This window comes from Pseudomonas sp. H3_A02 (assembly GCF_054671965.1).
Window position 1 is genome coordinate 687,877 of sequence record NZ_CP162807.1, and the last position, 23,074, is coordinate 710,950.

At 61.9% G+C, this 23,074-nt stretch carries 20 protein-coding genes; 4 read left to right on the forward strand and 16 right to left on the reverse strand.

What is annotated here, in order from left to right:
* Nucleotides 1-352: 352 nt before the first annotated feature.
* The 3 genes from AB4N80_RS02885 (at nt 353) to AB4N80_RS02895 (ending at nt 5,664) form a co-directional block, all read left to right on the forward strand.
* A complete protein-coding gene (locus tag AB4N80_RS02885; protein ID WP_460080602.1) occupies nt 353-1,282 on the forward strand; it encodes an alpha/beta fold hydrolase in 930 nt (309 codons plus the stop codon).
* A gap of 291 nt (nt 1,283-1,573) precedes the next feature.
* Nucleotides 1,574-4,945 (forward strand): dermonecrotic toxin domain-containing protein, encoded by a 3,372-nt coding sequence (locus tag AB4N80_RS02890; RefSeq protein WP_460080605.1) that lies wholly within the window; start codon nt 1,574-1,576, stop codon nt 4,943-4,945.
* 26 nt (nt 4,946-4,971) lie between these two features.
* The gene (locus tag AB4N80_RS02895; RefSeq protein WP_460080607.1) at nt 4,972-5,664 is read left to right on the forward strand and encodes a hypothetical protein; all 693 of its coding nucleotides are present in this window, start codon (nt 4,972-4,974) and stop codon (nt 5,662-5,664) included.
* Between the two features lie 259 nt (nt 5,665-5,923).
* Here the strand turns inward: AB4N80_RS02895 and AB4N80_RS02900 are convergent, their stop codons facing one another.
* Entirely contained in the window at nt 5,924-6,826 is a 903-nt protein-coding gene (locus tag AB4N80_RS02900) for a LysR family transcriptional regulator (RefSeq protein WP_460080609.1), read from the reverse strand.
* Nucleotides 6,827-6,966: 140 nt separating this feature from the next.
* Here AB4N80_RS02900 and AB4N80_RS02905 point away from each other — a divergent pair, with 140 nt between their 5' ends.
* Nucleotides 6,967-8,220, forward strand: coding sequence for an MFS transporter (locus tag AB4N80_RS02905; RefSeq protein WP_305471136.1), 1,254 nt, complete (start codon nt 6,967-6,969; stop codon nt 8,218-8,220).
* A gap of 284 nt (nt 8,221-8,504) precedes the next feature.
* Here AB4N80_RS02905 and gspM read toward each other — a convergent pair whose 3' ends face one another.
* The 15 genes from gspM to AB4N80_RS02980 all read right to left on the reverse strand — a co-directional run bounded on the left by gspM (nt 8,505) and on the right by AB4N80_RS02980 (nt 23,051).
* Nucleotides 8,505-8,960: a type II secretion system protein GspM gene (gspM, locus tag AB4N80_RS02910; RefSeq protein WP_122565322.1), complete on the reverse strand. Its 456-nt coding sequence runs from the start codon at nt 8,958-8,960 to the stop codon at nt 8,505-8,507.
* Nucleotides 8,960-10,063, reverse strand: a complete 1,104-nt coding sequence (gene gspL, locus AB4N80_RS02915) for a type II secretion system protein GspL (RefSeq protein WP_122565321.1) — start codon at nt 10,061-10,063, stop codon at nt 8,960-8,962. The genes gspM and gspL overlap by 1 nt, the downstream gene beginning before the upstream one ends.
* Nucleotides 10,063-10,908 carry a type II secretion system protein GspK gene (locus AB4N80_RS02920; RefSeq protein WP_122565320.1) on the reverse strand — a complete coding sequence of 282 codons (846 nt, stop codon included), beginning with the start codon at nt 10,906-10,908 and terminating at the stop codon, nt 10,063-10,065. Before AB4N80_RS02920 ends, gspL begins: the two co-directional genes overlap by 1 nt.
* On the reverse strand, nt 10,905-11,438 hold the full coding sequence (locus AB4N80_RS02925) for a type II secretion system protein GspJ (protein WP_122565319.1): 534 nt from the start codon (nt 11,436-11,438) through the stop codon (nt 10,905-10,907). The genes AB4N80_RS02920 and AB4N80_RS02925 overlap by 4 nt, the downstream gene beginning before the upstream one ends.
* Nucleotides 11,431-11,817 carry a type II secretion system minor pseudopilin GspI gene (gene gspI, locus AB4N80_RS02930; RefSeq protein ID WP_122565318.1) on the reverse strand — a complete coding sequence of 129 codons (387 nt, stop codon included), beginning with the start codon at nt 11,815-11,817 and terminating at the stop codon, nt 11,431-11,433. Before gspI ends, AB4N80_RS02925 begins: the two co-directional genes overlap by 8 nt.
* Nucleotides 11,810-12,277, reverse strand: coding sequence for a type II secretion system minor pseudopilin GspH (gene gspH / locus AB4N80_RS02935; protein ID WP_122565317.1), 468 nt, complete (start codon nt 12,275-12,277; stop codon nt 11,810-11,812). The genes gspI and gspH overlap by 8 nt, the downstream gene beginning before the upstream one ends.
* A gap of 2 nt (nt 12,278-12,279) precedes the next feature.
* On the reverse strand, nt 12,280-12,738 hold the full coding sequence (gene gspG, locus AB4N80_RS02940) for a type II secretion system major pseudopilin GspG (RefSeq protein ID WP_122565316.1): 459 nt from the start codon (nt 12,736-12,738) through the stop codon (nt 12,280-12,282).
* 3 nt (nt 12,739-12,741) lie between these two features.
* Nucleotides 12,742-13,950, reverse strand: a complete 1,209-nt coding sequence (gene gspF, locus AB4N80_RS02945; RefSeq protein WP_354338189.1) for a type II secretion system inner membrane protein GspF — start codon at nt 13,948-13,950, stop codon at nt 12,742-12,744.
* Between the two features lie 4 nt (nt 13,951-13,954).
* The gene (gene gspE / locus AB4N80_RS02950) at nt 13,955-15,427 is read right to left on the reverse strand and encodes a type II secretion system ATPase GspE (RefSeq protein WP_122565314.1); all 1,473 of its coding nucleotides are present in this window, start codon (nt 15,425-15,427) and stop codon (nt 13,955-13,957) included.
* Nucleotides 15,424-17,346: a type II secretion system secretin GspD gene (gspD, locus tag AB4N80_RS02955; RefSeq protein WP_205929585.1), complete on the reverse strand. Its 1,923-nt coding sequence runs from the start codon at nt 17,344-17,346 to the stop codon at nt 15,424-15,426. The genes gspE and gspD overlap by 4 nt, the downstream gene beginning before the upstream one ends.
* Nucleotides 17,347-17,354: 8 nt before the next feature.
* Nucleotides 17,355-17,882: a type II secretion system protein N gene (locus AB4N80_RS02960; protein WP_122565312.1), complete on the reverse strand. Its 528-nt coding sequence runs from the start codon at nt 17,880-17,882 to the stop codon at nt 17,355-17,357.
* Nucleotides 17,879-18,421 carry a cytochrome b gene (locus AB4N80_RS02965; protein WP_122565311.1) on the reverse strand — a complete coding sequence of 181 codons (543 nt, stop codon included), beginning with the start codon at nt 18,419-18,421 and terminating at the stop codon, nt 17,879-17,881. Before AB4N80_RS02965 ends, AB4N80_RS02960 begins: the two co-directional genes overlap by 4 nt.
* A gap of 66 nt (nt 18,422-18,487) precedes the next feature.
* Entirely contained in the window at nt 18,488-19,954 is a 1,467-nt protein-coding gene (gene gbpA / locus AB4N80_RS02970) for an N-acetylglucosamine-binding protein GbpA (protein WP_122565310.1), read from the reverse strand.
* Nucleotides 19,955-20,297: 343 nt separating this feature from the next.
* A complete protein-coding gene (gene hemE, locus AB4N80_RS02975) occupies nt 20,298-21,365 on the reverse strand; it encodes a uroporphyrinogen decarboxylase (protein ID WP_305482429.1) in 1,068 nt (355 codons plus the stop codon).
* A gap of 267 nt (nt 21,366-21,632) precedes the next feature.
* The gene (locus tag AB4N80_RS02980; RefSeq protein WP_003196992.1) at nt 21,633-23,051 is read right to left on the reverse strand and encodes an FAD-dependent oxidoreductase; all 1,419 of its coding nucleotides are present in this window, start codon (nt 23,049-23,051) and stop codon (nt 21,633-21,635) included.
* Between the last annotated feature and the right edge of the window lie 23 nt (nt 23,052-23,074).

Consider the following 23,074-nt stretch of genomic DNA (forward strand, 5'->3'; position numbering starts at 1 on the left):
AAGACGTTGCAGCGCTGGCGAGTCGCAAGCCCAGCGGCGTGGTATCTGGAGCGAATAGGAAGTGTCGTAACCAGAAAAGCGCGTTTTCCTACAGTCCAGGCGCCTGACGCAACATCCATCCTTCCGCCCTTTTTCTGCCCCCCTCAATCGAAGCCGCACTTTTTGCCTGTTGTCGGAACTGTCAACTCTGACAGTAGCAAAAGTGCTCGGAATAGCTTCAGGCTTCCAGACGTCGACGCTCGATCAAACCGTTCGACCTTATGAGCTGTGATTCGCAGCCCATAAAATTACTTTGGCTCCAAACATGGACAAAAAATTGATAAACACAATAGCCTGGTCGGGCCGCCCCCCCATGTCCCTCAAACAGCACGACACATTGCCTTCAACGGAACCAAACAGCGTTGTTGTCGACGGCGCGACATTTACACATGCCTACGTATCCGTGAACGGTATTCGCCTCCACTACCTCATGAGCGGTGATGGCAAACAACCGGTCCTGCTGGTGCATGGGTTTCCAGGCAGTTGGCGTAGCTGGGAGCCATTGATGGGCGCGTTGGTGCATGCCGGTTTTACCCCCATCGTTCCTGATTATCGCGGCGCTGGCGAAACGGATATTTCAGTCGGTGGCTACGACAAAAAAAGCATGGCCCATGATCTGCACGAACTGGTCACCCTCTTGAACATCAAGCAGGTCGATATCATTGGCCATGACATGGGCTTGATCATTGCCTACGCCTACGGGGCGCTTTATCCGGCTGAAACCGGGCGCATGGTGTTGATGGATGGATTTATTCCGGGCATTCCCGGATGGGAAGTTGCCTATAACGGAGATGCAGCAGCCGGCATAACCAGCAAATGGCACTTTCGTTTCTTTGGCAAAGCGGCCCTGGCCCTGATTCAAGGACAAGAGAAAACCTACCTGGACATGTTCTTCGATGACTTCGTGCTCGCGCGCAACGCTAAAGTCAGTCACGAGGTGCGACAGGCGCTGGTGCAAGACTACTCCCGGCCTGGACGCATGGAGGCGGCCTTCAAGCTCTATTCCGCCTGGGTAGAGCAGGATGCAAATGACAACCTGGAATTTTCCAAGAACAAATTGACTGCTCCACTGCTCACCATCGGCGGGGACCACTCGAGAGGAAAGACCTTGGCCGAACAGGCCTTGCACATTGCGACGCAACCGCACTCATTGATATTGGTAGATACCGGGCATTGGGTGCTGGAGGAACAAACGCAGGCAACCCGCGAGGCGATTCTGGCGTTTTTCACAATCACTCAATGACCCAAGGGCGCCTAATGCCGGCGGTTAAGCGCAATCCCTGTGGGAGCGGGCTTGCTCGCGAAGACGGCGGGACCGTCAACATTGAGGTTGTCTGACACACCGCTTTCGCGAGCAAGCCCGCTCCCACAGGTTCTGCGACTAACTGACAGACATTGCCGAGTGCCCCACGTCCTAGCCGCTCATTGATTGCTCTTACCCTATCGCCCCTCCCTGCATGCGGTAGCTATGTACCACCCACCCAAACTTTTATTGAATAGGTTGTGCTGCCAACATTCCTCCAGGAAGAAAGCAGTGGAACACACCCCCTTAACAACGTCTCATGACTTACTGTCGGCCGACAGCGCCGTGGTGGCGGATGCCCCGCTGGTCAGCCAGCTCAAGGTTTCGCAACAACACATGATTCGCCTGAACAACACCATCCCACGGCCTTCCCATGTAATGAGGCAACACCTGGATTATTGGTTCAGGAGAACCTTCCCTGCCTTGGCCGGCAATGTGACGGTGCACGAGCTGTCCGTGCGCACACTGCGAGAAGAGGCGATCCCGCCTGCGCAGCGCACAGCCGATGGCCCGGCGACCCGTAAGACGGTGACGGACATCCTCTTCCTGGAGACGCTTTTGCTGCAGGCCGTCGCCGGCAGGATCGATCCAGGCGCGTTGCTCCGTGACCTGGACAACATCGAGATTGTCACCCGCCGGGACAGCACCACCGCAGCGCCCGTCGCCCTGAACGAGCGCGCCGTAAAAACTGAAATCAAGCGGCTGATCAGCACCATGCCGGCGCTTTATGAACGCCTGCTCACCCACGCATTGGATGAGTTCTGGCACACACCGGCCGACTTCAGCCAGGACCGCAACGTCGGCGACTGGCTAGCGGATGAACTCGCCAGGCAACTCAAGGCCCAGGCCAATCTACATTGGCTGGACATGGCATTGAGCCCGCAGATGCATCAGGCGCTGACCGACTATGTACTGTCGGCACCGGACGCGGCGTCTCGTGCACTGTTGGCGGAACGGGTCCGGCCCGGGGTCTTCAGCCTGGAGATTACACCCCAGCGGTGGAGCCTCAGCGTACCGGTGTCGGGCGCCGTGGCCTTGTCGCGATATGACAACGCCAGCGATTCGGGAAGTGCCGCGCTGTACCGTCCGGGCCAGCCGTTGCAACTGTATGACACGCTGGCGGCGCTCAAGGCCGACCTGGTGCAAGACGGCGACGCTGGGGATGAAGTCGACACCGAGCCTGTCACCGAGCACTTCTTCGCGCGTCTGGTCACGGAGCTACGGGCGGGGCAGAAAACCGCCGTGCGCAATGCCGTGCTGGACGGTCCCGCAGCGTCGGAAGAAATCACCGCCTGGATGAACAGGATCGACGTGGCGGCAGACATCGGCCACAAACTGGACCTGACGAATGCCATGGCCGAGCGCGAATTGCGGCTAAATCTGAAGAGACTCAATGACTGGCTGCACGACAACCCGCACGTCACCGCCAGTGATCGCCTGGCGTGGTGGGCGGCGACCCAGGCTCTGCACAACACCCTGACGGATCTGCCCCCGCCGCCGGATCCGGTGACGCTGGCCACCCCGGACGCCCTCCGGGAGCGGACCCGTCAGCTGCTCGCCGACGTCATCGAGGCGAAATACCCGCCGGTCGACCCTGAGGACGTGTCCCTGAGCATCAGAAAAACCGTGGTCGATCCCCACGCTCCGACGGGTAGCTCGCCGTTTGGCTCCGGGGTTTCGCAAGGCAGCGTGAGGGGAATCGTCGATGACCGTCGTTCCCTGACGCAGTGGGCGATGTCCAACCTGACCCACGACGAACGCAATGCCCCTCACCCAACCGTGGAAGGGCCGCTGAGCTTCGCGCAAATTGTGGAAGTCATTGAAAGGGCGAACATCGGCGCCCGGCTTCCGACCGAGCTGCAACGTGTGACCCGGAAAGGCCAGGCGCAGTGGATGGTCCTGAAAGGGCAACAGATGCGCGCCCAAGTGTGGGCTGCCCATATTTCGGGAGACTTGAGGCACGACCGGGACAATACCGGCTTGAAGCTGGTGCTGGCCGCGCTGGACGGCCCGACCGCGGCGACGCGCGACAAGGTCAATGGGCACGAGGTGGTGGTCCGTCAACTGCAATGGGGTGACAGCGTGCTGAAGGAGTTGCTGGCGTTTGGGGTGAAGAGGACGGCGAGCCGCCCCTCGTTGACGCTGTACACACCCGGCGCTCCCGACGGCAAGACGTTCAGGGAAGTGGATGCGCCAAGCGCGCGGGCGTTGGAAATAACCTTGGCGCAAACACTCACCGCCACATCGGAGATGATCCGTTGGCTCATTTCGCACCTGCCGCTGCTCGAACAGGCCAAGCAACTTGCCAGCCTGGTGCCGACTTCGGAGGATCTGACGCGCGAGGAAAAAATCAAGAAAGTCACACAGTCTGTCTTCGCGTGGGCCAAGGACCGGGCACAGGATGATTTCGCGAAGACCATCGCTTCGCCCGTGGTCGAGGGGGATTTGTTCAACGCGTTGCACGAGACGCAAATCGCCCATGGGATCAAGGCGGTGGAAATGTTGACGGTAACCCATGCCGAGCGCGACAGCGCCTCCGCGCAGGAGGGACGCCGCAGCGCCGTCATGCTGCTGACGGGTGCGATGTCGATGTTCCCGGTCGGTCGGCTGGGCGGTCTATTGGGGCGTGCGATCCTGCCGACCATGACCGCGGGCGCCGCGGTATCGGCGATAGACATCGAGGGCGGCAGTCTCCATCAGTGGACCCATGATTTTATCGCTGGGTTGGGGGAGGTCCTGGCCGAGGCCGGGCAGGACTTGATCATGGCCCGCGCCGGCCGCCGTCGGAGCCAGGCACGCCCGGCGCTATCGACCCTGCCCCGCATGCCGGACCCGAACCTGGAACCGTTCGCTCTCAAGCGCTTTGACGGCAAGGGGTTGGTGCCCGAGGGGCGCAACCGCTACAGCGACGCCAGCGGACAGGAGTATCTGAAGTTGGGCAAGGATTACTACAAGACGCAGATGCAGGGCGGCGAAAGAATTATCTACGCGCCAAACAACCGCACGCACCAACGAACGGTGACTTGGGAGAACGGTCAATGGAAAGTTGAAGAACCGCTATGGTTGCGCGGTGGCGGCCCTGTACACAGCCTGTTCGGCTGGACCCCGGAAACCCCACGACAGACAACACTCAACGCGTTGATAGAGGGCGTGCTGGTCAAGAATCGCTATCGCTACGCCGATGCGGCCACTACAGCAGAGCGTATTTTCCATTCGATGCCCGATGAACTGGCCGAACGCATCCTTCGCGAAAGTATGGCGGAGATAGACGCGCCCGATATAGAAACTTATCGCTCGCGGATATCCGACCTGAGTCAGGGATACCTGACTTTTTCGACTCAATATGAAACGGCGTATGGCAACCTGCTGGACAAGATGAAAACCTGGAGCATCGTCACCCTCAGTAGCACTTCCATAGAAAGGAAAGTACGCGGCGTGCAAATTACCGTCACTCAAAAAATAAAAATTTATGACACGGTACTGACCCACAAAAACCAGTTCTTCAGCAGCGACCGGATTCAGGTCAATACAACAGTCATCACCGATTACATTACCGGTGCCGTATTCCTGGCCTACACCCCCAGACAAGGAAAAAAAAGCTAGCCATAGAAAAAATAGCGAGAGACACCGTGCAGATGATAAAAGCCGCCGATGCGCAAATGAAAGCCAAAGCAACGAGCTTATTTCCAGGGGATGAGCCGGATGCCGTCGCCGCCAGAAGGGAATACACGACCTCAGTCGAATACTATAACGAGTTGATTGACGTCCTCAGGGAAGAGAAAGTACGCCGGCATAAACCCGGATTGCTGACAGAAATAAGGAATCATCGAATACCCTACCTGATCGCCAACAGAGGCAAGACACAACGAAACATGACGTTGGTCTCTGGGGAGGATATTAAAAAGTTTACGAATACCCTCTCTCACTATGAACCCTTCGATATCGAAATCGTAACCCAGGCACGCACACATAAAGTGACCGGCACCCAACCTGCCACCACCGCTCCTGCCTTACCCGAGCCAACACCCGCGCCGGACAAGTTCAGGGTAGACATCGGCCCACTGGCTGAAGCACAGATGTCATACGCCAACTTTCCCGAGACAGCCCAGGCGAAGATGCTGGAAATCATGGATGACATCCGCGCCGGCAGGGTGACGACCAAGCGAATCAATCGGTATTACTGGTACGACATGGCCCGTCTGGCACCCGGCGGCGGCCGAGGCGCATGGCGCGCCGCGTTTGAACGCCAGGGCGATACCTGGACGCTGCAAGGGTTTTATGACTATCACGTCAACGGGCCTGCGACAGTCTGGGGGGATTGAGATAAAAGACCATTACTCTCTGAAAAACGCCGGGACATCTCAGCCGCATCGATGCTAGCTGAGATTGCAGTGCGAACACTGGAAACCAAAATGTGGGAGCGAGCTTGCTCGCGATGGCAGCCTCTCAGCCGATTAAGTATTGACTGATCCAACGCCATCGCGAGCAAGCTCGCTCCCACAGGACTTTCTTCGTCCCCGGCAATTTCTATTCAGGCTGAAGCCGGCGTTGCGGGTCAGGCAAGTATCCTCCGCGCCGACACTAACCACTGGATAACTCCACCCCATCGGTCAACAACGCCACAAACGCCGCCGCCATCGGCGAACGCTGATCCTTGCGCTGTACCAGCCACACCGCCGACACCGCCGCCGGGTCGAGCAGCGGTCGATAGACCACCCCGTCGATACGCATGCGCTGGTAGGACGCCGGCAGTACCGAGACGCCCAGCCCCGCCGCGACCAAGCCAATGATGGTCATGGCTTCGCCGGCCTCCTGGGCGAAATGCGGGCTGAAGCCGGCGTCACGGGCCAGGCTCAGGAGTTGGGCGTAGAGGCCGCTGCCGTAGCTGCGGGGGAAAAACACGAACGGTTCCTGGGCCAAGGCCGAGAGAAAAAGGCCGTCTTCATTGCCCTGGGCCAGGGGATGCTTGGCGCTGAGCACGGCCACCAGCGGTTCGCGGCTGAGTTCGATTTCCGTCAAGGTGTCGGGCAGCGGCAAGGGTCGCATGATGCCCACCTCGATCACTTCGTCGAGCAGTGCGTCGGCCACTTGGGTGCTGCTCATTTCCCGCAGGTTCAGGTGCACCGCCGGGAAGCGTTGCCGGAATGAAAAAATCGCCTGGGGAATGGTGGAATTGAACGGTGCCGAGGAGGTGAAGCCGATTTTCAGCTCGCCCAGTTCCCCCAGTTGCGCACGGCGGGCCACGTCGGCGGCCTTGTCGACCTGGACCAACACCCGTCGCGCTTCTTCAAGGAACAACCGCCCGGCTTCGCTCAATTCGACCCGACGATTGGTCCGCTCGAACAACCGTGCGCCAATCTCCTGTTCCAGTGCCTGGATCTGCTGGCTCAACGGCGGCTGGGAGATGCCCAGGGCCAGCGCGGCGCGGCCGAAATGCAGTTCTTCGGCAACGGCGATGAAGTAACGCAAGTGACGCAGTTCCATGGGCCATCCAATAGGTCGTTAAACGTCTTAAACAGGTCGAATAATATATTGGATAGAAACATTAGCGGGCTATATGCTTTTTTCATTGCCTGCCTGATCGTGCCCTTGCGAGGTCCACCGTGAAAACTGCCGTCGCTCCCCTGGCCCATGAAATCCCACCTCCTGCCGATAATGTCGGCGCCGAACGGAACGACATCTACATCGAAAAAGGCACCCCGCTGTTCATGCGTACGGTGATGGCGCTGTTCTGCGGTGGCTTTGCGACCTTCGCCCTGTTGTATTGCGTGCAACCGATGATGCCGCTGCTATCCAGGGAGTTTTCCATCAACGCGGCGCAGAGCAGCCTGATCCTGTCGGTGGCGACCGGCCTGCTCGCCATCGGTCTGTTGATCACGGGCCCGATTTCCGACCGCATCGGCCGCAAATCGGTGATGGTCACGGCGCTGTTCGCCGCCTCGATGTGCACGATTGCCAGCGCGATGATGCCGACCTGGGAAGGCGTCCTGCTGCTGCGCGCCTTGGTGGGGCTGTCGTTGAGCGGGTTGGCAGCGGTGGCGATGACGTACCTGAGCGAAGAGATTCACCCCAAGCACATCGGCCTGGCGATGGGGTTGTATATCGCTGGCAACGCCATTGGCGGCATGTGCGGACGCCTGATCACCGGCGTCTTGATCGACTTCGTCAGCTGGCACACCGCGATGCTGGTGATTGGCGGCCTGGCACTGATCGCGGCGGCGGTGTTCTGGCGGATCCTTCCCGAGTCACGCAACTTCCGTCCCCGTTCGCTGCACCCACGCAGCCTGCTGGATGGTTTCACCCTGCACTTTCGCGATGCCGGGTTGCCGCTGCTGTTTCTCGAAGCCTTCGTGCTGATGGGCGCGTTCGTGACGCTGTTCAACTACATCGGCTACCGCCTGCTGGCCGAGCCCTATCACCTGGACCAGGCCTTCGTCGGGTTGCTGTCGGTGGTGTACCTGTCGGGCATCTACAGCTCGGCCAAAGTCGGCGCACTGGCGGACAAACTCGGTCGTCGCAAAATGCTCTGGGCAACCATCGCGCTGATGCTGGCCGGCCTCGTGCTGACCATGGCCACGCCGCTGTGGCTGGTAATCCTGGGCATGCTGGTGTTCACCTTCGGCTTCTTCGGCGCCCACTCGGTCGCCAGCAGTTGGATCGGCCGCCGCGCCCTCAAGGCCAAGGGCCAGGCCTCGTCGCTTTATCTGTTCAGCTACTACGCCGGATCCAGCGTGGCAGGTACGGCGGGCGGCGTGGCGTGGCACCTGGGCGGCTGGAACGGGATCGGCCTGTTCATCGGTGGCTTGTTGGTGATTGCGTTGTGGGTGGCGGTGAAGCTGGCGAAATTGCCGTTGTTGCCGGGGAATGTGCAGGTCTAGTCATCGTGCAAGCCCGGTCCAAACTTGAGCCTGACCACGTACTTTGTGGCGAGGGAGCTTGCTCCCGCTGGGTGGCGCAGCCGCCCCAAAACCAGACACCGCGATGCAACAGGTGAACCCTGCAAACCGATTTACGACTGCTGCGCAGCCGAGCGGGAGCAAGCTCCCTCGCCACAGAGGCCTGTGCACCCCAAGACCCTGTGTGCCCTCTGGGGAAGCATGTCGCTGACACACTCCCACCATCCCACAAAGGCCTCTCATTCCCTGGTCAAAACCGCTGCGTGTCATTGACGCAAAACCGCCCGCGCGCCCAACACACCATTCTCCACTTCCAGCGTCAGCGACCGCAGCACCGCGCCCTCTCGCTCTTGTTGATCCAACCAACGAAGCAACGCACTCGCATCACCACTGACGGCGAGTCGCAACGAGTCGCCGTCGACCTCCATTTCAGCCATGTCCAACCCCGCCGCTGTCGCACTTTCATTGACGCGCACCGACAAGGGCCCTGTGGCGGCAGTCATATCCCGGGTAGGTTCCGCGCGCTGGATCCGGGCACTCAGTTCAACCTGCTGACGATGCTGTCGTTCGGCAACCTCCAACCGCTGCCGGGTTGGTTGCCAAATCACCGTGTAGGCCAGCGCCACCGACAACGCCCCGGCAAGCCCCAGCAACATCCCTTGTTCTCGGCGCGACAGGCTTCCCCAAGTCTGTTTCAAGACCCGCCATCCACTAACGTTCATCAACTGTTCTCCAGTGTGAGGATGGCCTGCACGCGGTTGCTCTGCTTACTGGCGCTGCCCAGGGTGACGGGCAATCCGTTTTGCTGCCCGCGCTCACGCAACTGTTCAAGCTCGACGAAACTGTTCGCCGTCAGCTGGATTTTCCAACCTTCGCCTTCGCGAAAATCGATGCGCTGCACCTCGACATTGCTGGCACCAATGACCTGCTCGGTCAGACGGGTCAGACGCGCGACCTGGGTGTCGTGGCTTTGCCCGCGCCGACTCTGCAATGCCTGGAACTGCGCCGCCAGGTCGACGATCCGCTCCTGCCCGGGATACAGCGACCTGAACCGCTGCTCACTCTGGGCATACAAACGCCGGGTTTCGCTTTCAAGAAAACGCACACGGGCTTCGCTGAAGACCCAGGTGAGCAGCAACATGCCCAGTGCCACCGCCGAAACGCCACGCCATGGCAACGGTCGGCGGCGTCGCCGGAACTCCCCTTGCAACAGGTCGATGGGACGCCCATCCGCGTTCAGCAGCCATTCATCGATACCCAGGCAATCGCGCTCTTCGTCCAGCCAGTGAATGTCCTCGGGCAAACCGGGCTTCAGCGCCGTCAAGGCCCGCGCCGACAACGCCACCCGCGCAGGCAACCCTCCACCCAACAACCAACGCCCGAACCAGCGCACGCCCAATGCCTGGTCCTCAGCAAGCAGGTCGGCATCGACATGCACCGCCCGCGTATCGATGCCATGCTCGGCCAGCAACGCCAACAGTGCCTGGAACCGCGCCCGCTCCGTCACCATCAGCGGATAGCGGTGCTGACGGTCCCGCGGGCCGATGCCGATGTGCAGCGCCTCCAGGTTTTCACTCAGTTGTTCTTCGATGGCGAATGCCAGGGCCTGGGGCCGGGGCTGGCGTCGAGAGGGCCACGGATCGCTGCGCAACCAACTGCACATTTCCATCGGCAACAGCACATCGACGGGCCGTCCGCTCAACTCGCCGGCCGCCTCATGCAACGGCAAGCGACGACGCTCGCCGGTGGGCGACCACACGCAGCATGGCCAGTTGGCGCAAGACGCGGCCAGGCCCTCGGCTGTCAGGTAAAGCCAGGTTTTCATCAAGGAAGCTCACTGGGGCTGAAGGGTAAGAAACGTCGCTGACGAACCGTCCAGCGTCCACTGACAGAATCACGCTCGATATCCGAGGCCAGGCGCAGACGGCTGTCGGCATGAATCACGCTCACGGTGATGCGAAACCAGCGACTGCCCACCCCCAGCCCATGGCTGTTGAGGCCCACGCCGGACAGCAACGGGTCGTTGGTAAACGCCTGCGCGCTGGCATAGGGCGCGTGGCGACGCTGGTTGACCAACGCCTGGGCAGGCCCGGCTTCCATGCCATCGAGGGTCATCAGCACGCGCTGTGGAGCGGTATTGACGTTCAGCCGCGCATCCTTGGGCAGCAACACCACCCAAGGCTCCAGGCGCCGCAACGTCTGGCCGTCGATGCCCGGTAACAGGCGCAGCTGACTCAACTCCTGCACCGGCCCCACCTGGGGCAACACCATCGGCGGCAGATCCAGCAGGGCCAGCAGGCGGGTCCAGCGACCGAGGGTAACCTGGTCGATTTGACCCAGGGCCAGCAGCCCGTTGAGATTCAGGCGCCCGGACAAATCCTCGATACCGATGTGCAGCTCGGCACCATCCACTTCCAACACGGGTTCGAGCCGGGCCCAATCCTGGCTCAGGTCAACGGGCCCGGACGGCGTTATCCCACTGTTTTCCAACACCACCCGCGCCCAGTCTTCCCCAGCCAATCCCAATTGCCGCAACTGGACCTGTTGCAGTTGCTGCGCGCTGCTGTGCAACAACAGGCGATGACTGCGCAACAGGCCACCGACCAGCAGCAAGGCCAGGCTCAGCACCAGCAGCACGCTGATCAACGCCACGCCGCGTTGGCGCTTCATGGCAACGCCTCCGGCAACAGCAGCACTCGACGGATTTGTTCGAAACGCCCCGCCGACACGATCAACTCCAACGCCAGCGGCGCGGTGCCGCTCGCGGTTTCGCGGTGCCAGCCCCGTTGCCGGTCGAACACGCGCCAGCTCAGGGAATGGACGTCGTCGAGCAATTTCTGCCGCTGCACAAGCGTCATGCCTTCGCCGACACTCTCGCGCCATAACACGCCGGCCTTGAGTCGATAGCTCACCGTTTGCCGTTCGCTGCGAGGCTGGTCCAGCGGGTTGCGCCAATGACTGCGCTGCAACTGCAAATGCCCGGGGGCGAGCACGACCGAGTCGACAACCGCCTGCCACACATCTCGTTCGATCACGCCGACAGCACGCTGCAAGGCCCTGATGTCGCGTTCATGCTGACCGGCTCCCTGCTGGGTCCGCACGACCCCATCGAACAACCGCCAACTGGCCAGGCCGAGCAAGGCAAAAATGGCGATGGCGATGACCAGCTCCAACAAAGTGAAACCCGATTGCTTATTCATGGCGGTTGCGGATCCACCCGATGGTGCGGTGCGCGGCGGTCGCGCTGTCGACGCGGCTGACCTGGATCTCGACTTGCAAGAGGCGCCCATCACGGGCCGGGGCGATGCGCTGTTGCAAGACCCAATCGCGGCGATCCAGGTGTCGGCTCAGTCGCTGTTGCCCGGGCGGCGTGAGGGCTTGCAGGCGCAGTTCGCTCAGTTGATTGTCCGCCAGCCAGGCGCCGAACAGACGATCCTCAAGCCCCGCGCTTTGCTTGAGCACGAACTGGCTGGCCGAAAGCACGGCCGCCGCCAGCGTCGCGAAAATCGCCAGGGCAATCATGACTTCCAACAGCGTGAAACCCCGGCAACCAGCGGCCTGCCTGCGCGCGTTACTCATCGATCAGCGGCTCCGCCAGACCATCGCTCGACACCCGGGCAATCGTCTGCCCAGCGACGTTGATGAGCAGCCTGAACGGGCTAGTCTCGTCACTGCTGAGTATCAGCAACTGGGGGGGGCCTTGAACGTGGTCGAGGCGCAGGACATGACCGTCCTGCTCCAAGCCAAGCGTCAACCCCTTGGGCAATCGATGCGACGCCGACACCGCCGTCCAGTCCTGGGCTTCGAGCCGCAACGCCTGATAACCGTCAGGCTGCACGCGCACACCGTATTCCTGCCCGTCCAACACCGCCCGTTCGCGCAACTGCTGCACCACCGCGACGAAGTCCCGGGCCTGCTGTCGCGCCTCACGCGCCGGGCTCGGCCCCGTGGCGAAGCGGACCATGCCCGCCAGGACGCCGATCAAGACGATGACGACCATCAGCTCCAGCAAAGTGAAGCCCCGGCAACGACGCTGCATGTTCACTCGGCCCAATTGCCGATGTCGGCCGCCATCCCTTCACCACCCAACACGCCGTCGGCGCCCAGGGAGTAGAGGTCATAGCTGCCATCGACGGATTTGTGCCCGGGATTGAGATACTGGTAGGGCGTGCCCCAAGGGTCGACTGGCAAGCTTTTCAGATAACCCTGGGGGTTCCAGTTCCTGGCTGCGGGGGTACCGGACGGGCGCTTACTCAACGCCTCCAGGCCTTGTTGGGTCGAGGGGTACTGGAAGTTGTCGAGGCGGTACATTTCCAGGGCCGTGGCGATCGCCTGGAGATCGGTGCGGGCGGCCGTGACCTTGGCCTGGTCGGGTCGGCTCATGAACTGCGGCACCACGATGGCGCCCAGCACGCCAATGATGACCACCACCACCATGATTTCAATCAGAGTAAAGCCGCGTTGTTGATGGCGTGCAGGTCGGTTGCTTTGGAGTTTCATCGGTCAATTCACCAATTGGTTGAGGCTCAAGATCGGTAGGAGGATGGCCATGACGATCAGCAGCACGACGCCGCCCATCAGCACCAACATGGCCGGTTCGAAAAGGCTCACCACCAGCGCGATGCGCGCCGCGAGGCTGGTTTCTTGTTGTTCGGCGGCCCGGGCCAACATGTTTTCGAGTTCGCCGACCCGTTCGCCGCTGGCGATCATGTGCAGCATCAGCGGCGGGATATCACCGCCCTGCTCCAGGCCACGGGTCAGGGTTCCGCCCTCGCGGACCGAACGGGCGACGTCGGCCATGCGGGCGCGGATCGTCAGGTTGCCGATCACCTGCGCGGCGATGTGCAGGGCGTCCACCAGGGGCACCGCGCTTTTGCTCAGGATCGCCAAGGTGCTGGCGAATCGCGCCGCTTCCATCGCCCGCAGCACTTCGCCCAGCAGCGGCAGCCGCAGCAGCAAACGGTGCCAGCGCAGGCGCCAGGCCGGTTGGCGCAGGCTCCAGCGCCACAGCCCGAACAGCCCGGCCAGGGCACCGAGCAGCAGCAGGCCATGGCGGCGCAAGCCATCGCTCACAGCGATCAGCGCCTGGGTCAGCCAGGGCAACGGCTGACCGCTGTCGATGAAAATCTTCACCACGTCCGGCACCACGTAGCCCAGCAGGAAGGCGACAATCGCGACGCAGGCCAGCATCAGGATCAGTGGGTACACCAACGCCAATTGAATGCGCTGGCGCGAGGCCTGGCGCGCCTGGGTGTAGCTCGCCAGCTGTTCCAACACCTGCCCCAGGTGACCGGATTGCTCACCCGCCGCGACCGTGGCGCAGAACAGCTCGGGGAACGCCTGGGGAAAGTCCTTCAGTGCCGTCGCCAGCGCGTGGCCCTCCATCACCCGGCTGCGCACCGCCGCCAGCAGGTGGGCAACACGGCGCTTCTGGCTCTGTTGCGCCACCGCCCCCAGCGATTCCTCAAGGGGCAGGCCGGCCTGGATCAGGGTGGACAGTTGCAACGTCAGCAATGCCAGATCCGCCGGGCTCAAACGCCCCCCAGCCTGGCGCCCACCCAGGGTTCGCGGTTCCCTGGCTTCAGCCAGTTCGCTGGGCAGCAAGCCGCGCTCGCGCAGCAATTGCCGAGCATGGCGGGGGCTATCGGCCTCCACGCGGCCCTTGCAGCGTCGACCCTGGAGGTCTTCGGCCCGATAGTCGAAGGTCGGCATGGCGCTAATCCTCCTGGGTGATGCGCAGCAGTTCATCGACACTGGTCAGGCCTTCCAGCACTCGTTGACGACCGTCCTGGAACAGGCTGCGGGAGGTTTTGCGCGCCTCCGCGGCCAGCGCCTGCTCGGTGGCGCCCTGGTGAATCAGCTGCGACAGGGCAGCGCTGACACTCACCAGCTCATAGATGCCGAAGCGTCCGCGATAGCCTTTCTGGCATTGTTCGCAGCCCTGGGCCTTGAACAACCGGGGGGCGGCCGCGGCGTCGAGGCCCAAGCGCCGGCAGGTGGCGGCGTCGGCCACATACGGCGTCTTGCAGGACGGGCACAAACGGCGCAACAAACGCTGGGCGACGATGCCGGCCAGGGATGACGCCAGCAGATAGGCATCCACGCCCATGTCCACCAGCCGCGTGACCGCGCCGACGGCGGTGTTGGTGTGCAGGGTCGACAGCACCAAGTGCCCGGTCAGCGACGCCTGGACGGCGATTTCGGCGGTTTCGCGGTCGCGTATTTCGCCGACCATCACCACGTCCGGGTCCTGGCGCAAAATGGCCCGCAAACCGCGGGCGAAGGTCATGTCGACTTTCGGGTTGACCGGCATCTGGCCGATGCCCGGCAAGTGATATTCGATGGGGTCTTCGACAGTGAGGATGTTGCGGCTCTGGTCATTGATACTGCTCAACGCCGCGTACAGGCTGGTGGTTTTCCCCGACCCCGTGGGCCCTGTCACCAACACGATGCCGTGGGGCTTGCCGAGCAACTGGCGCAGGCTCGCCAGGGTGTCGTCGGGCAGGCCCAGGCGTTGCAGATCCAGGCGCCCGGCCTGCTTGTCGAGCAGGCGCAACACCACCCGCTCGCCATGGGCCGACGGCAGGGTCGAGACCCGCACATCGACCTCGTGGCCGGCCAGGCGCAACGCCATCCGGCCGTCCTGGGGCACGCGTTTTTCGGCGATGTCCAGGCGCGCCATGACCTTGATCCGCGACACCAGCAGGTTCGCCAATTCCCGGCGCGGACGGAGCATTTCCTGCAACTGACCGTCGATGCGCATGCGCACCGACAGGTATTGCTCGAACGTTTCCAGGTGCACGTCCGAGGCATGTTCGCGGACCGCCTCGCTGAGCAGGGCATTGATCAGACGAATGATCGGCGCATCGCCCTGCTGTTCCAGCAGGTCGGTGGTCTGCGGCATCTGGTCGGCCAGGCTGAGCAGGTCCAACTCCTCGTCCAAGCCTTGGGCCACCTGTTCGGCGGCGCTCTGGCCCTGGCGATAGACACTGGCCAGGCGCGCAGCGAACGGCGCTGGTTCCAACACCTGGATCGGCAAGTCCCGCCCACACAGGCGCCGCACTTCGGCCACGGCCGTCAGCGGCGTATCGCGCCGTATGACCAGACTCAAGGTTGGCCCAACACCTTCCAGAAGCACGCCCAGGCGCCTGGCGAAACCAAACGGCAATGGGGTCTGCGGGTCAGTCACAGGGCACCCGAACGCTGCTGCGGATCGGTCGTCGATGCATCCGTGGATGACTCGAACAACTGGCGGGCATCCCGGGGCAACAGCAGCGAATTGTTTTTCCGCGAGCCGGGTTTGCTCAGCTCCCGGAGCGCGTCGTAGCGCTGGCGGCTGACCTCGGCCAGGTCTTCATTGCTGCGCACGATGGTCGGACGCAGGAACACCATCAGGTTGCTTTTGGTCTGGATATCGCGGTTCCAACGAAACAACGCGCCCAGGTACGGAATGCTGCGCAGCAGCGGCACGCCGCTTTGCTGGGTGCGGACACTGTCGCGGATCAGGCCGCCGATCACGATGATTTCGCCATCGTCTGCCAGGATCGTGCTCTTCAAGGCGCGCTTGTTGGTGATCAGGTCGGAGGAATCCACACCGGAGACCGACGGCGCGATGTCCGAAACCTCTTGCTCGACTTCCAGGCGCAAGGTCGAGCCTTCGTTGATGTAGGGCTTGACCTTGAGGCTGATGCCGACGTCCTTGCGCTCCACGGTGGTGAACGGATTATCCGCGCCGTTGCCGCTGGTGGCGTAGGAACCCGTCTTGAACGGGACGTTCTGGCCCACGATGATTTCCGCTTCCTGGTTATCCAGGGTCAGCAGGCTGGGGGTGGACAGCAGGTTGCTGTGGGTATCGCTCGCCAGCGCGGAGACCAGCGCACTGAAGCGATCGCCGCCCAGCCGCAGGAAGGCGCCTTCGGTCTTTTTATCCAGCTTGTCGAGGTCCAACCCGATGATCGGGAAGTCGGTTCCCGGAAAGTTGACGGCCCCTGTCGCGCTGCCACTCTTGAGCCCCCACTGCACCCCCAGCGCTTCGGAGATGTCCCCGGTGACCTCGACGATGGCCGCATGAATGAGCACCTGGGCCCGGGGCTGGTCCAGTTCGCGGACGATGTTTTCAATGGTGCGGACCTGGGCCGGTTCGGCGATCAAGACCAAGGCGTTCTGACTTTCATCGGCCTTGATCATGAATGGGCTGGCGCTGGCACTTTCCCGCAGGCCAGCCAGGGCCGGCGTGGTTTTCTTGTCCTGCCCGACTGCCTCCAGCACCTCCGCCAGTTGCTTGGCATCGCTATGGCGCAGGCGGATGACCCGGGCGTTGTCCTGGGAGGCGGCGGCCGGGACATCCAGGCTCCGTGCCAGATCGACCAGGCGCTGGCGTACCGCCGGGGCGCCAATGATCACCAGCCGATTGCTGCGGGCATCGGCGATCACCACACCCGCCGTATCCCCCTCGCGCTTACCGCCGGAGGCTTCCATCAGCGGCGCGATGTCCCCGGCCAAGGCGTGCTGCAAGCGCACTACCACATGATTGCGGTTACGCACTGAGTCCAGCTGCTGCACCACCCCGGCGATGCGCTGGACATTGGCGGCGGTGTCGGTAACCACCAAGGCATTGGACGATACCGAAGGGCCGACGTAACCATTGGCCGACACCAGGGGCCGGACCAACCCGGCGACATCGGCCGCGATACTCGATTGCAGGTCGAGCACCCGGGTGACGAACTGCGACGGGGTGGCGCTGTGTTCGTCGGCGATACCGGCGCGCGTCTTCGCATCGCTGACCGGCGTGATCAAGATCCGCTCGCCCTCGTCGATCACGGTGAAGTTATGCGCATCGAGTACCGAATAGAACAACCGCCGCACGCCTTCGCGGTCCAGCGCCTCACGGGACATGACGGTGATGCGCCCCGACACCCGGGGATCGAGCACCACGGTCTTGCCCAGGATCGCGGAGAACTCCTCGACCACGTCGCGCAGTTCCGCGTTGTTCATCGCCAGTTGCCATTGGGTCTCCTCGGCTTGCAGCGAACCGGAGAGCATCAGCGGGCACGACGCGGCGAGGCAGAACAGGACGCGCGAAACACGGCCCCGGATAAAGCTGTTCATGAATTCGATCACTCTGATTGCCCGGCCACCGGGCGTAGGTATTGCGAGGAATGAAGCGCGGCATGGCGCCCGTCTTCGAGGCCCAACCGGCGCAACAACGGCTTGGCTGCGGGTTGCAGGGCCAACCGCTCCTCACGTCCATTGCGCCACAACGTCACATGGCTGGCCTCGACCCGGCGTAGCACGCTGCCACCGGGCAAGCGCTCGCCCACCTGGTAAATGCGCGGGCCGGCGGCGTCCGCCAGCAAGGCCCGCGACAGACCTTGGTCGGCGACAAAACTGGCTTGCAACGTAATGGGTTCGGCGCTCGGTGCCTGGGCTCCTGCGGGCGTCAGACCGAGCACGGTCGCCACCGCTTGGACATTGGGCACGTCGCGAGCCGGCGCCACCGGTGAGTCGGCCACCACCGGCACGTCACGGCCCAATGCCTGGCGAAAACGCCACTCTTGCCCGGCCAGGAATACTCCGTAGAGCAGCGGAACGAGCGCCAAGACCAGCGTCGGCAAACGGCTGCCGACCCGAAACGAGCGGCTCACCTTTGCGCTCTCTGACGCATGCTTGCAGGCTTGGCGAAGGACATCCGCCGCACCACCCGGCGTCCTGAAAACTCATGCCAGAGCACCGCGCACAGATGCAGCGCGACCAGCATCGCAAGCACCACGCAAGACAAGGTGTGGACGGTGTTGGCCAGTTCGATCAACACCGGTTCAGCCAAGGGCTGGGGGAATCGAACGAGGCCGAAGACACTGATGGCGCTTTTCATCATCAGCACGCCGCTCACCAGCACGACGCCGATGACTAGGTAGATCAGCGTATGCACCGCCAAGGCCAGCCTTTTGTTCAATGTAAGCGCCGCCCCACGGGGCTCCAGCTCGCAAACGAACAGCCAGGCCCGCCATACGAAAAACGGAATGAACAGCGTGGTCAGCGACACATTGAGTGAGCCGACCCACTGTTCGGTCGAAGCTGACACCGGGTTGAACGCCACATAAAAACCGGACGCCAACGCCCATAAAATAATGACCGCCGACACCCAGTGCAGCAGCACCCGTCGCCTGGAGTAATGAATAGACATCACTGCGTTCTCGTCTGAAGGCCCCAGGCAAGCCAATGGATCGCCTGGGGCCATGCCTGTCAGGACTTACAGCTTGTTCCAAGCTTCAGTCCAGGAGGCACCGACACCCGGCTCGAAACCGTTCGACGTCGGGCTGTACTGCTTGCAGTAGCCAGACGCAGGGAACGGCTTGCATTCGAAGACTTCGTCAGTCTTGGGCTGCAGCACTTTCGTGCCGGCGGTGTAGTCGCTGACGCCTTCAGGGAACACGAAGTCGTACTCGATGCCGACGCCCTCACCGGTCAGGGTGACCGTCTGGGTCTGCTGGCGCGTGGTGCGGCCGTCTTCGGTGGTGCCTACCAGCGTCAGGGTGTGCGCGCCAGGGGCGGCGCCGCGCACGTCCAGGCTCAGGCCGGTATTGCCTTCACCTACGGTCTGCACGATACCCACCTGCTTGTTCTTCTCATCGAACAACGTGGCTTCGAGGTTCATCCTGCGGTTTGTCTGCGCGGTAAACGCCATGCTGACCCGGCCTTTGTCGAGTACATACTCTGGCTGCAGGGAGGACAGTTCCATGCTGGCGTTGGCGTCTTCGCGCATGTCCAGTTGCACTTCATAGCGGGTCACACCGCTTTCTTTCTGGGCATACAGGCTGTTGGCGCCCTTGACTGGCGTGATGTTGTCATTTTCGTCACGAATACCGGCACGAATGAGCGGATAGGCGCTGTTGAGGGCCTCGGCCAGTTTGAACGACCAGTTTTCAGCCTTGCCTTCCTCAGCGTTGTCGATGCTGATTTCCACGCTGTACTCGGCATTTTCGCCGGTGGCGGAGAATGCCCGGGCCTTGACCTTGTCGCCCACCAGCAATGGGGTCGATGGCGCAATGCTGCCCACCGGGGACCAGCCGCCCGGCAATGCGGATTCGGCGAGGATGTTTACGTCGACTGGGTTGTAAAAGGCGTTATCGGTGTCGGCAACCGTCCAGACCGCGAGGACGACGTGATGGCCCGTCTTGCTGTCGGGAATGACGCAGTTGTGCGGGGCACCTGCTACCGGGACTTGACTACCGCCATCCACCGTGCAGAACGGCGTGCTGTCGAACGAGGCACGCTTGAGCACTTCGTTTGGATTCCAACCATCGCGGGTAATGAAGTATTCGTGTTTTGTCGCTGGGTGCGCCGCGGAGTATTTCCATTGAAAGGTGATGTTGCGGTCATTGATTTCAGTCAGATGCCAGCGCGTGGCCGACTGTGCATCAAGCGCAGAAAAGTTGGCTTTACCGCCGCTGGGGATTTTACCGTCGATAGGACCTTGCAGCGGCGCACCGCCGGCTCCATTCGGAAAGCCCTTGAAGGTTTCGCCGGTACTCTGCGGTTCGTATTGCGCGCCGCCGCAGTTCAGGTTGACACCTTTCTGACACAACAGTGCACGAGAAGGTGGCACTTCGACGAAGCCATGGGCCAGCACACTTTGCGATGCCGCCATGGCCGACAACAGAACTAATGAGGACGCACACCCCGTTAATACATTGCTCTTGTTGAAGTTATTTTTCATATAAGTTCCAGACTAGTCATCAAAAATGAAAGACGGATCACCGCCCTCTTGAAAGGTGCGCCAGACCGCTCAACGCTTGCCCTTTCAAGTGCCAGGAACCTTATAGAAAGTCGAACATTCTCTATGTAGGATAAATCTCTCAACATAGAAGGAATGATCTCTGAATCGATTTCCCCTACATAACTAGAGAAACATCTTACGAACAGAAATAACTAATCAACCAAAGACAAACAAACACATCCGAAAGAAACAATCGGCTGTTTTAGATCGGATCATTAAACGAGCGGACATTAAAAAGCCCGTCCGGCACAGGTCCGGACAGGCTGGGTGGCAAGGGCCGCAATCAGACGTGATATTGCGCCGACAGCTCATGCACCGCCCGCAGGAAGGCGCCGGCGTGTTCCGGGTCGACTTCCGGGGTGATCCCATGGCCGAGGTTGAACACGTGGCCGCTGCCACTGCCGTAGCTGGCCAGGATGCGCCCGACTTCAGCGCGGATGGCTTCGGGCTTGGCGTAAAGCACGGTCGGGTCCATGTTGCCTTGCAGGGCGACCTTCTGGCCGACACGCTGGCGGGCGTTACCAATGTCGCAGGTCCAGTCCAGGCCCAAGGCGTCGGCACCGGCCTCGGCGATGCTTTCCAGCCACAGGCCGCCGTTCTTGGTGAACAGGATCACCGGGACCTTGCGCCCCTCGTGTTCGCGGATCAGGCCGCTGACGATCTTGCGCATGTAGGCCAGGGAAAATTCCTGGTATGCCGCCGCCGACAGGTTGCCGCCCCAGGTATCGAAGATCTGCACCGCTTGCGCACCAGCCAGGATCTGGCCGTTGAGGTAGGACGTGACCGACTGGGCCAACTTGTCCAGCAACAGGTGCATGGCTTGCGGGTTGTCGTAGAGCATCGCCTTGGTCTTGCGGAAGTCCTTCGACGAGCCGCCTTCGACCATGTAGGTCGCGAGCGTCCACGGGCTGCCGGAGAAACCGATCAGTGGCACGCGGCCGTTGAGCTCACGGCGAATGGTACTGACCGCGTCCATGACGTAGCCCAGATCCTTCTGCGGATCGGGAATCGGCAGGGCCTCGATGTCGGCCAGGGTGCTGACGACTTTCTTGAAGCGCGGGCCTTCGCCGGTCTCGAAGTACAAGCCTTGGCCCATGGCGTCGGGGATGGTGAGGATGTCGGAGAACAGGATCGCCGCGTCCAACTGCGGATAACGGTCCAACGGCTGCATCGTGACTTCGCAAGCGAACTGCGGGTTCATGCACAGGCTCATGAAGTCACCGGCCTTGGCGCGGCTGGCGCGGTACTCCGGCAGATAGCGACCGGCCTGGCGCATCATCCATACGGGGGTGACGTCCACGGGTTGCTTGAGCAGGGCGCGAAGGAAACGGTCGTTCTTCAGGGCAGTCATGTCGGCATCCGGAAAAAAAGTGCGGGCATTTTCTCAGAGCGCGACGCAAAAGGCACGGCAAGAGCCGTGCCTTTTATCTATCGGGGCAATTTGTCGCGGTATCAGGCAACACCAAAAACCACTGTGGGAGCAGTTTTGTGGGAGCAAGGCTTGCCCGCGATGAAAACACTGCGGTCTCTTGGGTACCGAAGCGCTGAATCGCGAGCAAGCTTTGCTCCCACAAAGCTCGCTCCCACAGGGGTATTGCATTGCAACTCTGGATCGAGGTCAGACTTGCAGGTAATCCAGAATCCCTTCCGCCGCATTACGGCCTTCGAAGATCGCCGTCACCACCAGGTCGGAACCCCGGACCATGTCGCCACCGGCGAAGATCTTCGGGTTGCTGGTCTGGTGCTTGTACTGGCCCTGCTCCGGGGCCACGACGCGGCCCTGGCTGTCGGTCTGGATGCTGAACTGCTCGAACCACGGGGCCGGGCTCGGGCGGAAGCCGAAGGCGATGACCACGGCGTCGGCCGGGATGATCTCTTCGGAACCCGGGATCGGCTCGGGGCTACGACGGCCGCGGGCGTCCGGTTCGCCGAGACGGGTCTCGACCACCTTCACGCCTTCGACCTTGTCTTCACCGACAATGGCGATCGGCTGGCGGTTGTAGAGGAACTTCACGCCTTCTTCCTTGGCGTTCTTCACCTCTTTGCGCGAGCCGGGCATGTTCGCTTCGTCGCGACGGTAGGCGCAGGTCACCGACTTGGCGCCCTGGCGAATCGACGTGCGGTTGCAGTCCATCGCCGTGTCGCCACCGCCGAGCACCACGACCTTCTTGCCTTTCATGTCGACGAAATCTTCCGGCGACTTTTCAAAGCCCAGGTTGCGGTTGACGTTGGCGATCAGGAAGTCGAGTGCGTCGTACACACCCGGCAGGTCCTCACCGGCAAAGCCGCCCTTCATGTAGGTGTAGGTGCCCATGCCCATGAAGACCGCATCGTATTCTTCGAGCAGTTGCTCCATGGTCACGTCCTTGCCCACCTCGGTGTTCAGGCGGAACTCGATGCCCATGCCGGTGAAGACTTCGCGACGATTGCTCAGCACGGTCTTTTCCAGCTTGAACTCGGGGATGCCGAAGGTCAGCAAGCCGCCGATTTCCGGGTTCTTGTCGAACACCACCGGAGTCACGCCACCCCGCACCAGCACGTCGGCACAGCCCAGGCCCGCCGGGCCGGCACCGATGATCGCCACGCGCTTGCCGGTCGGCTTGACCTTGGACATGTCCGGGCGCCAGCCCATGGCGAACGCAGTGTCGGTGATGTACTTCTCCACCGAACCGATGGTCACCGCGCCAAAACCGTCGTTGAGGGTGCAAGCACCTTCACACAGGCGATCCTGCGGGCACACCCGGCCGCAGACTTCCGGCAGGGTGTTGGTCTGGTGGGACAGCTCGGCGGCCTGGAGGATGTTGCCCTCGGCCACCAGCTTCAGCCAGTTGGGAATGAAGTTGTGCACCGGGCACTTCCATTCGCAGTACGGGTTACCACAACCCAGGCAGCGGTGGGCCTGGTCGGCCGACTGCTGGGGTTTGAACGGCTCGTAGATTTCCACGAACTCTTTCTTGCGTTGACGCAACAGTTTCTTCTTCGGATCCTTGCGCCCGACATCGATGAACTGGAAGTCATTATTCAGACGTTCAGCCATTGTTAAAACCTCATCAAACTCTT

Excerpts from the sequence above, each read along its gene's own strand:
- AB4N80_RS02980 (WP_003196992.1), bottom strand. The coding sequence starts at position 23,051 with ATGGCTGAACGTCTGAATAATGACTTCCAGTTCATCGATGTCGGGCGC.
- gspL (WP_122565321.1), bottom strand. The coding sequence starts at position 10,063 with ATGAAAACCTGGCTTTACCTGACAGCCGAGGGCCTGGCCGCGTCTTGC.
- gspH (WP_122565317.1), bottom strand. The coding sequence starts at position 12,277 with ATGCAGCGTCGTTGCCGGGGCTTCACTTTGCTGGAGCTGATGGTCGTC.
- AB4N80_RS02900 (WP_460080609.1), bottom strand. The coding sequence starts at position 6,826 with ATGGAACTGCGTCACTTGCGTTACTTCATCGCCGTTGCCGAAGAACTG.
- gspG (WP_122565316.1), bottom strand. The coding sequence starts at position 12,738 with ATGAAACTCCAAAGCAACCGACCTGCACGCCATCAACAACGCGGCTTT.
- AB4N80_RS02925 (WP_122565319.1), bottom strand. The coding sequence starts at position 11,438 with ATGAATAAGCAATCGGGTTTCACTTTGTTGGAGCTGGTCATCGCCATC.
- gspD (WP_205929585.1), bottom strand. The coding sequence starts at position 17,346 with ATGAACAGCTTTATCCGGGGCCGTGTTTCGCGCGTCCTGTTCTGCCTC.
- AB4N80_RS02965 (WP_122565311.1), bottom strand. The coding sequence starts at position 18,421 with ATGTCTATTCATTACTCCAGGCGACGGGTGCTGCTGCACTGGGTGTCG.
- gspI (WP_122565318.1), bottom strand. The coding sequence starts at position 11,817 with ATGAGTAACGCGCGCAGGCAGGCCGCTGGTTGCCGGGGTTTCACGCTG.
- AB4N80_RS02885 (WP_460080602.1), top strand. The coding sequence starts at position 353 with ATGTCCCTCAAACAGCACGACACATTGCCTTCAACGGAACCAAACAGC.
- gbpA (WP_122565310.1), bottom strand. The coding sequence starts at position 19,954 with ATGAAAAATAACTTCAACAAGAGCAATGTATTAACGGGGTGTGCGTCC.
- gspF (WP_354338189.1), bottom strand. The coding sequence starts at position 13,950 with ATGCCGACCTTCGACTATCGGGCCGAAGACCTCCAGGGTCGACGCTGC.
- hemE (WP_305482429.1), bottom strand. The coding sequence starts at position 21,365 with ATGACTGCCCTGAAGAACGACCGTTTCCTTCGCGCCCTGCTCAAGCAA.
- gspM (WP_122565322.1), bottom strand. The coding sequence starts at position 8,960 with ATGAACGTTAGTGGATGGCGGGTCTTGAAACAGACTTGGGGAAGCCTG.
- AB4N80_RS02920 (WP_122565320.1), bottom strand. The coding sequence starts at position 10,908 with ATGAAGCGCCAACGCGGCGTGGCGTTGATCAGCGTGCTGCTGGTGCTG.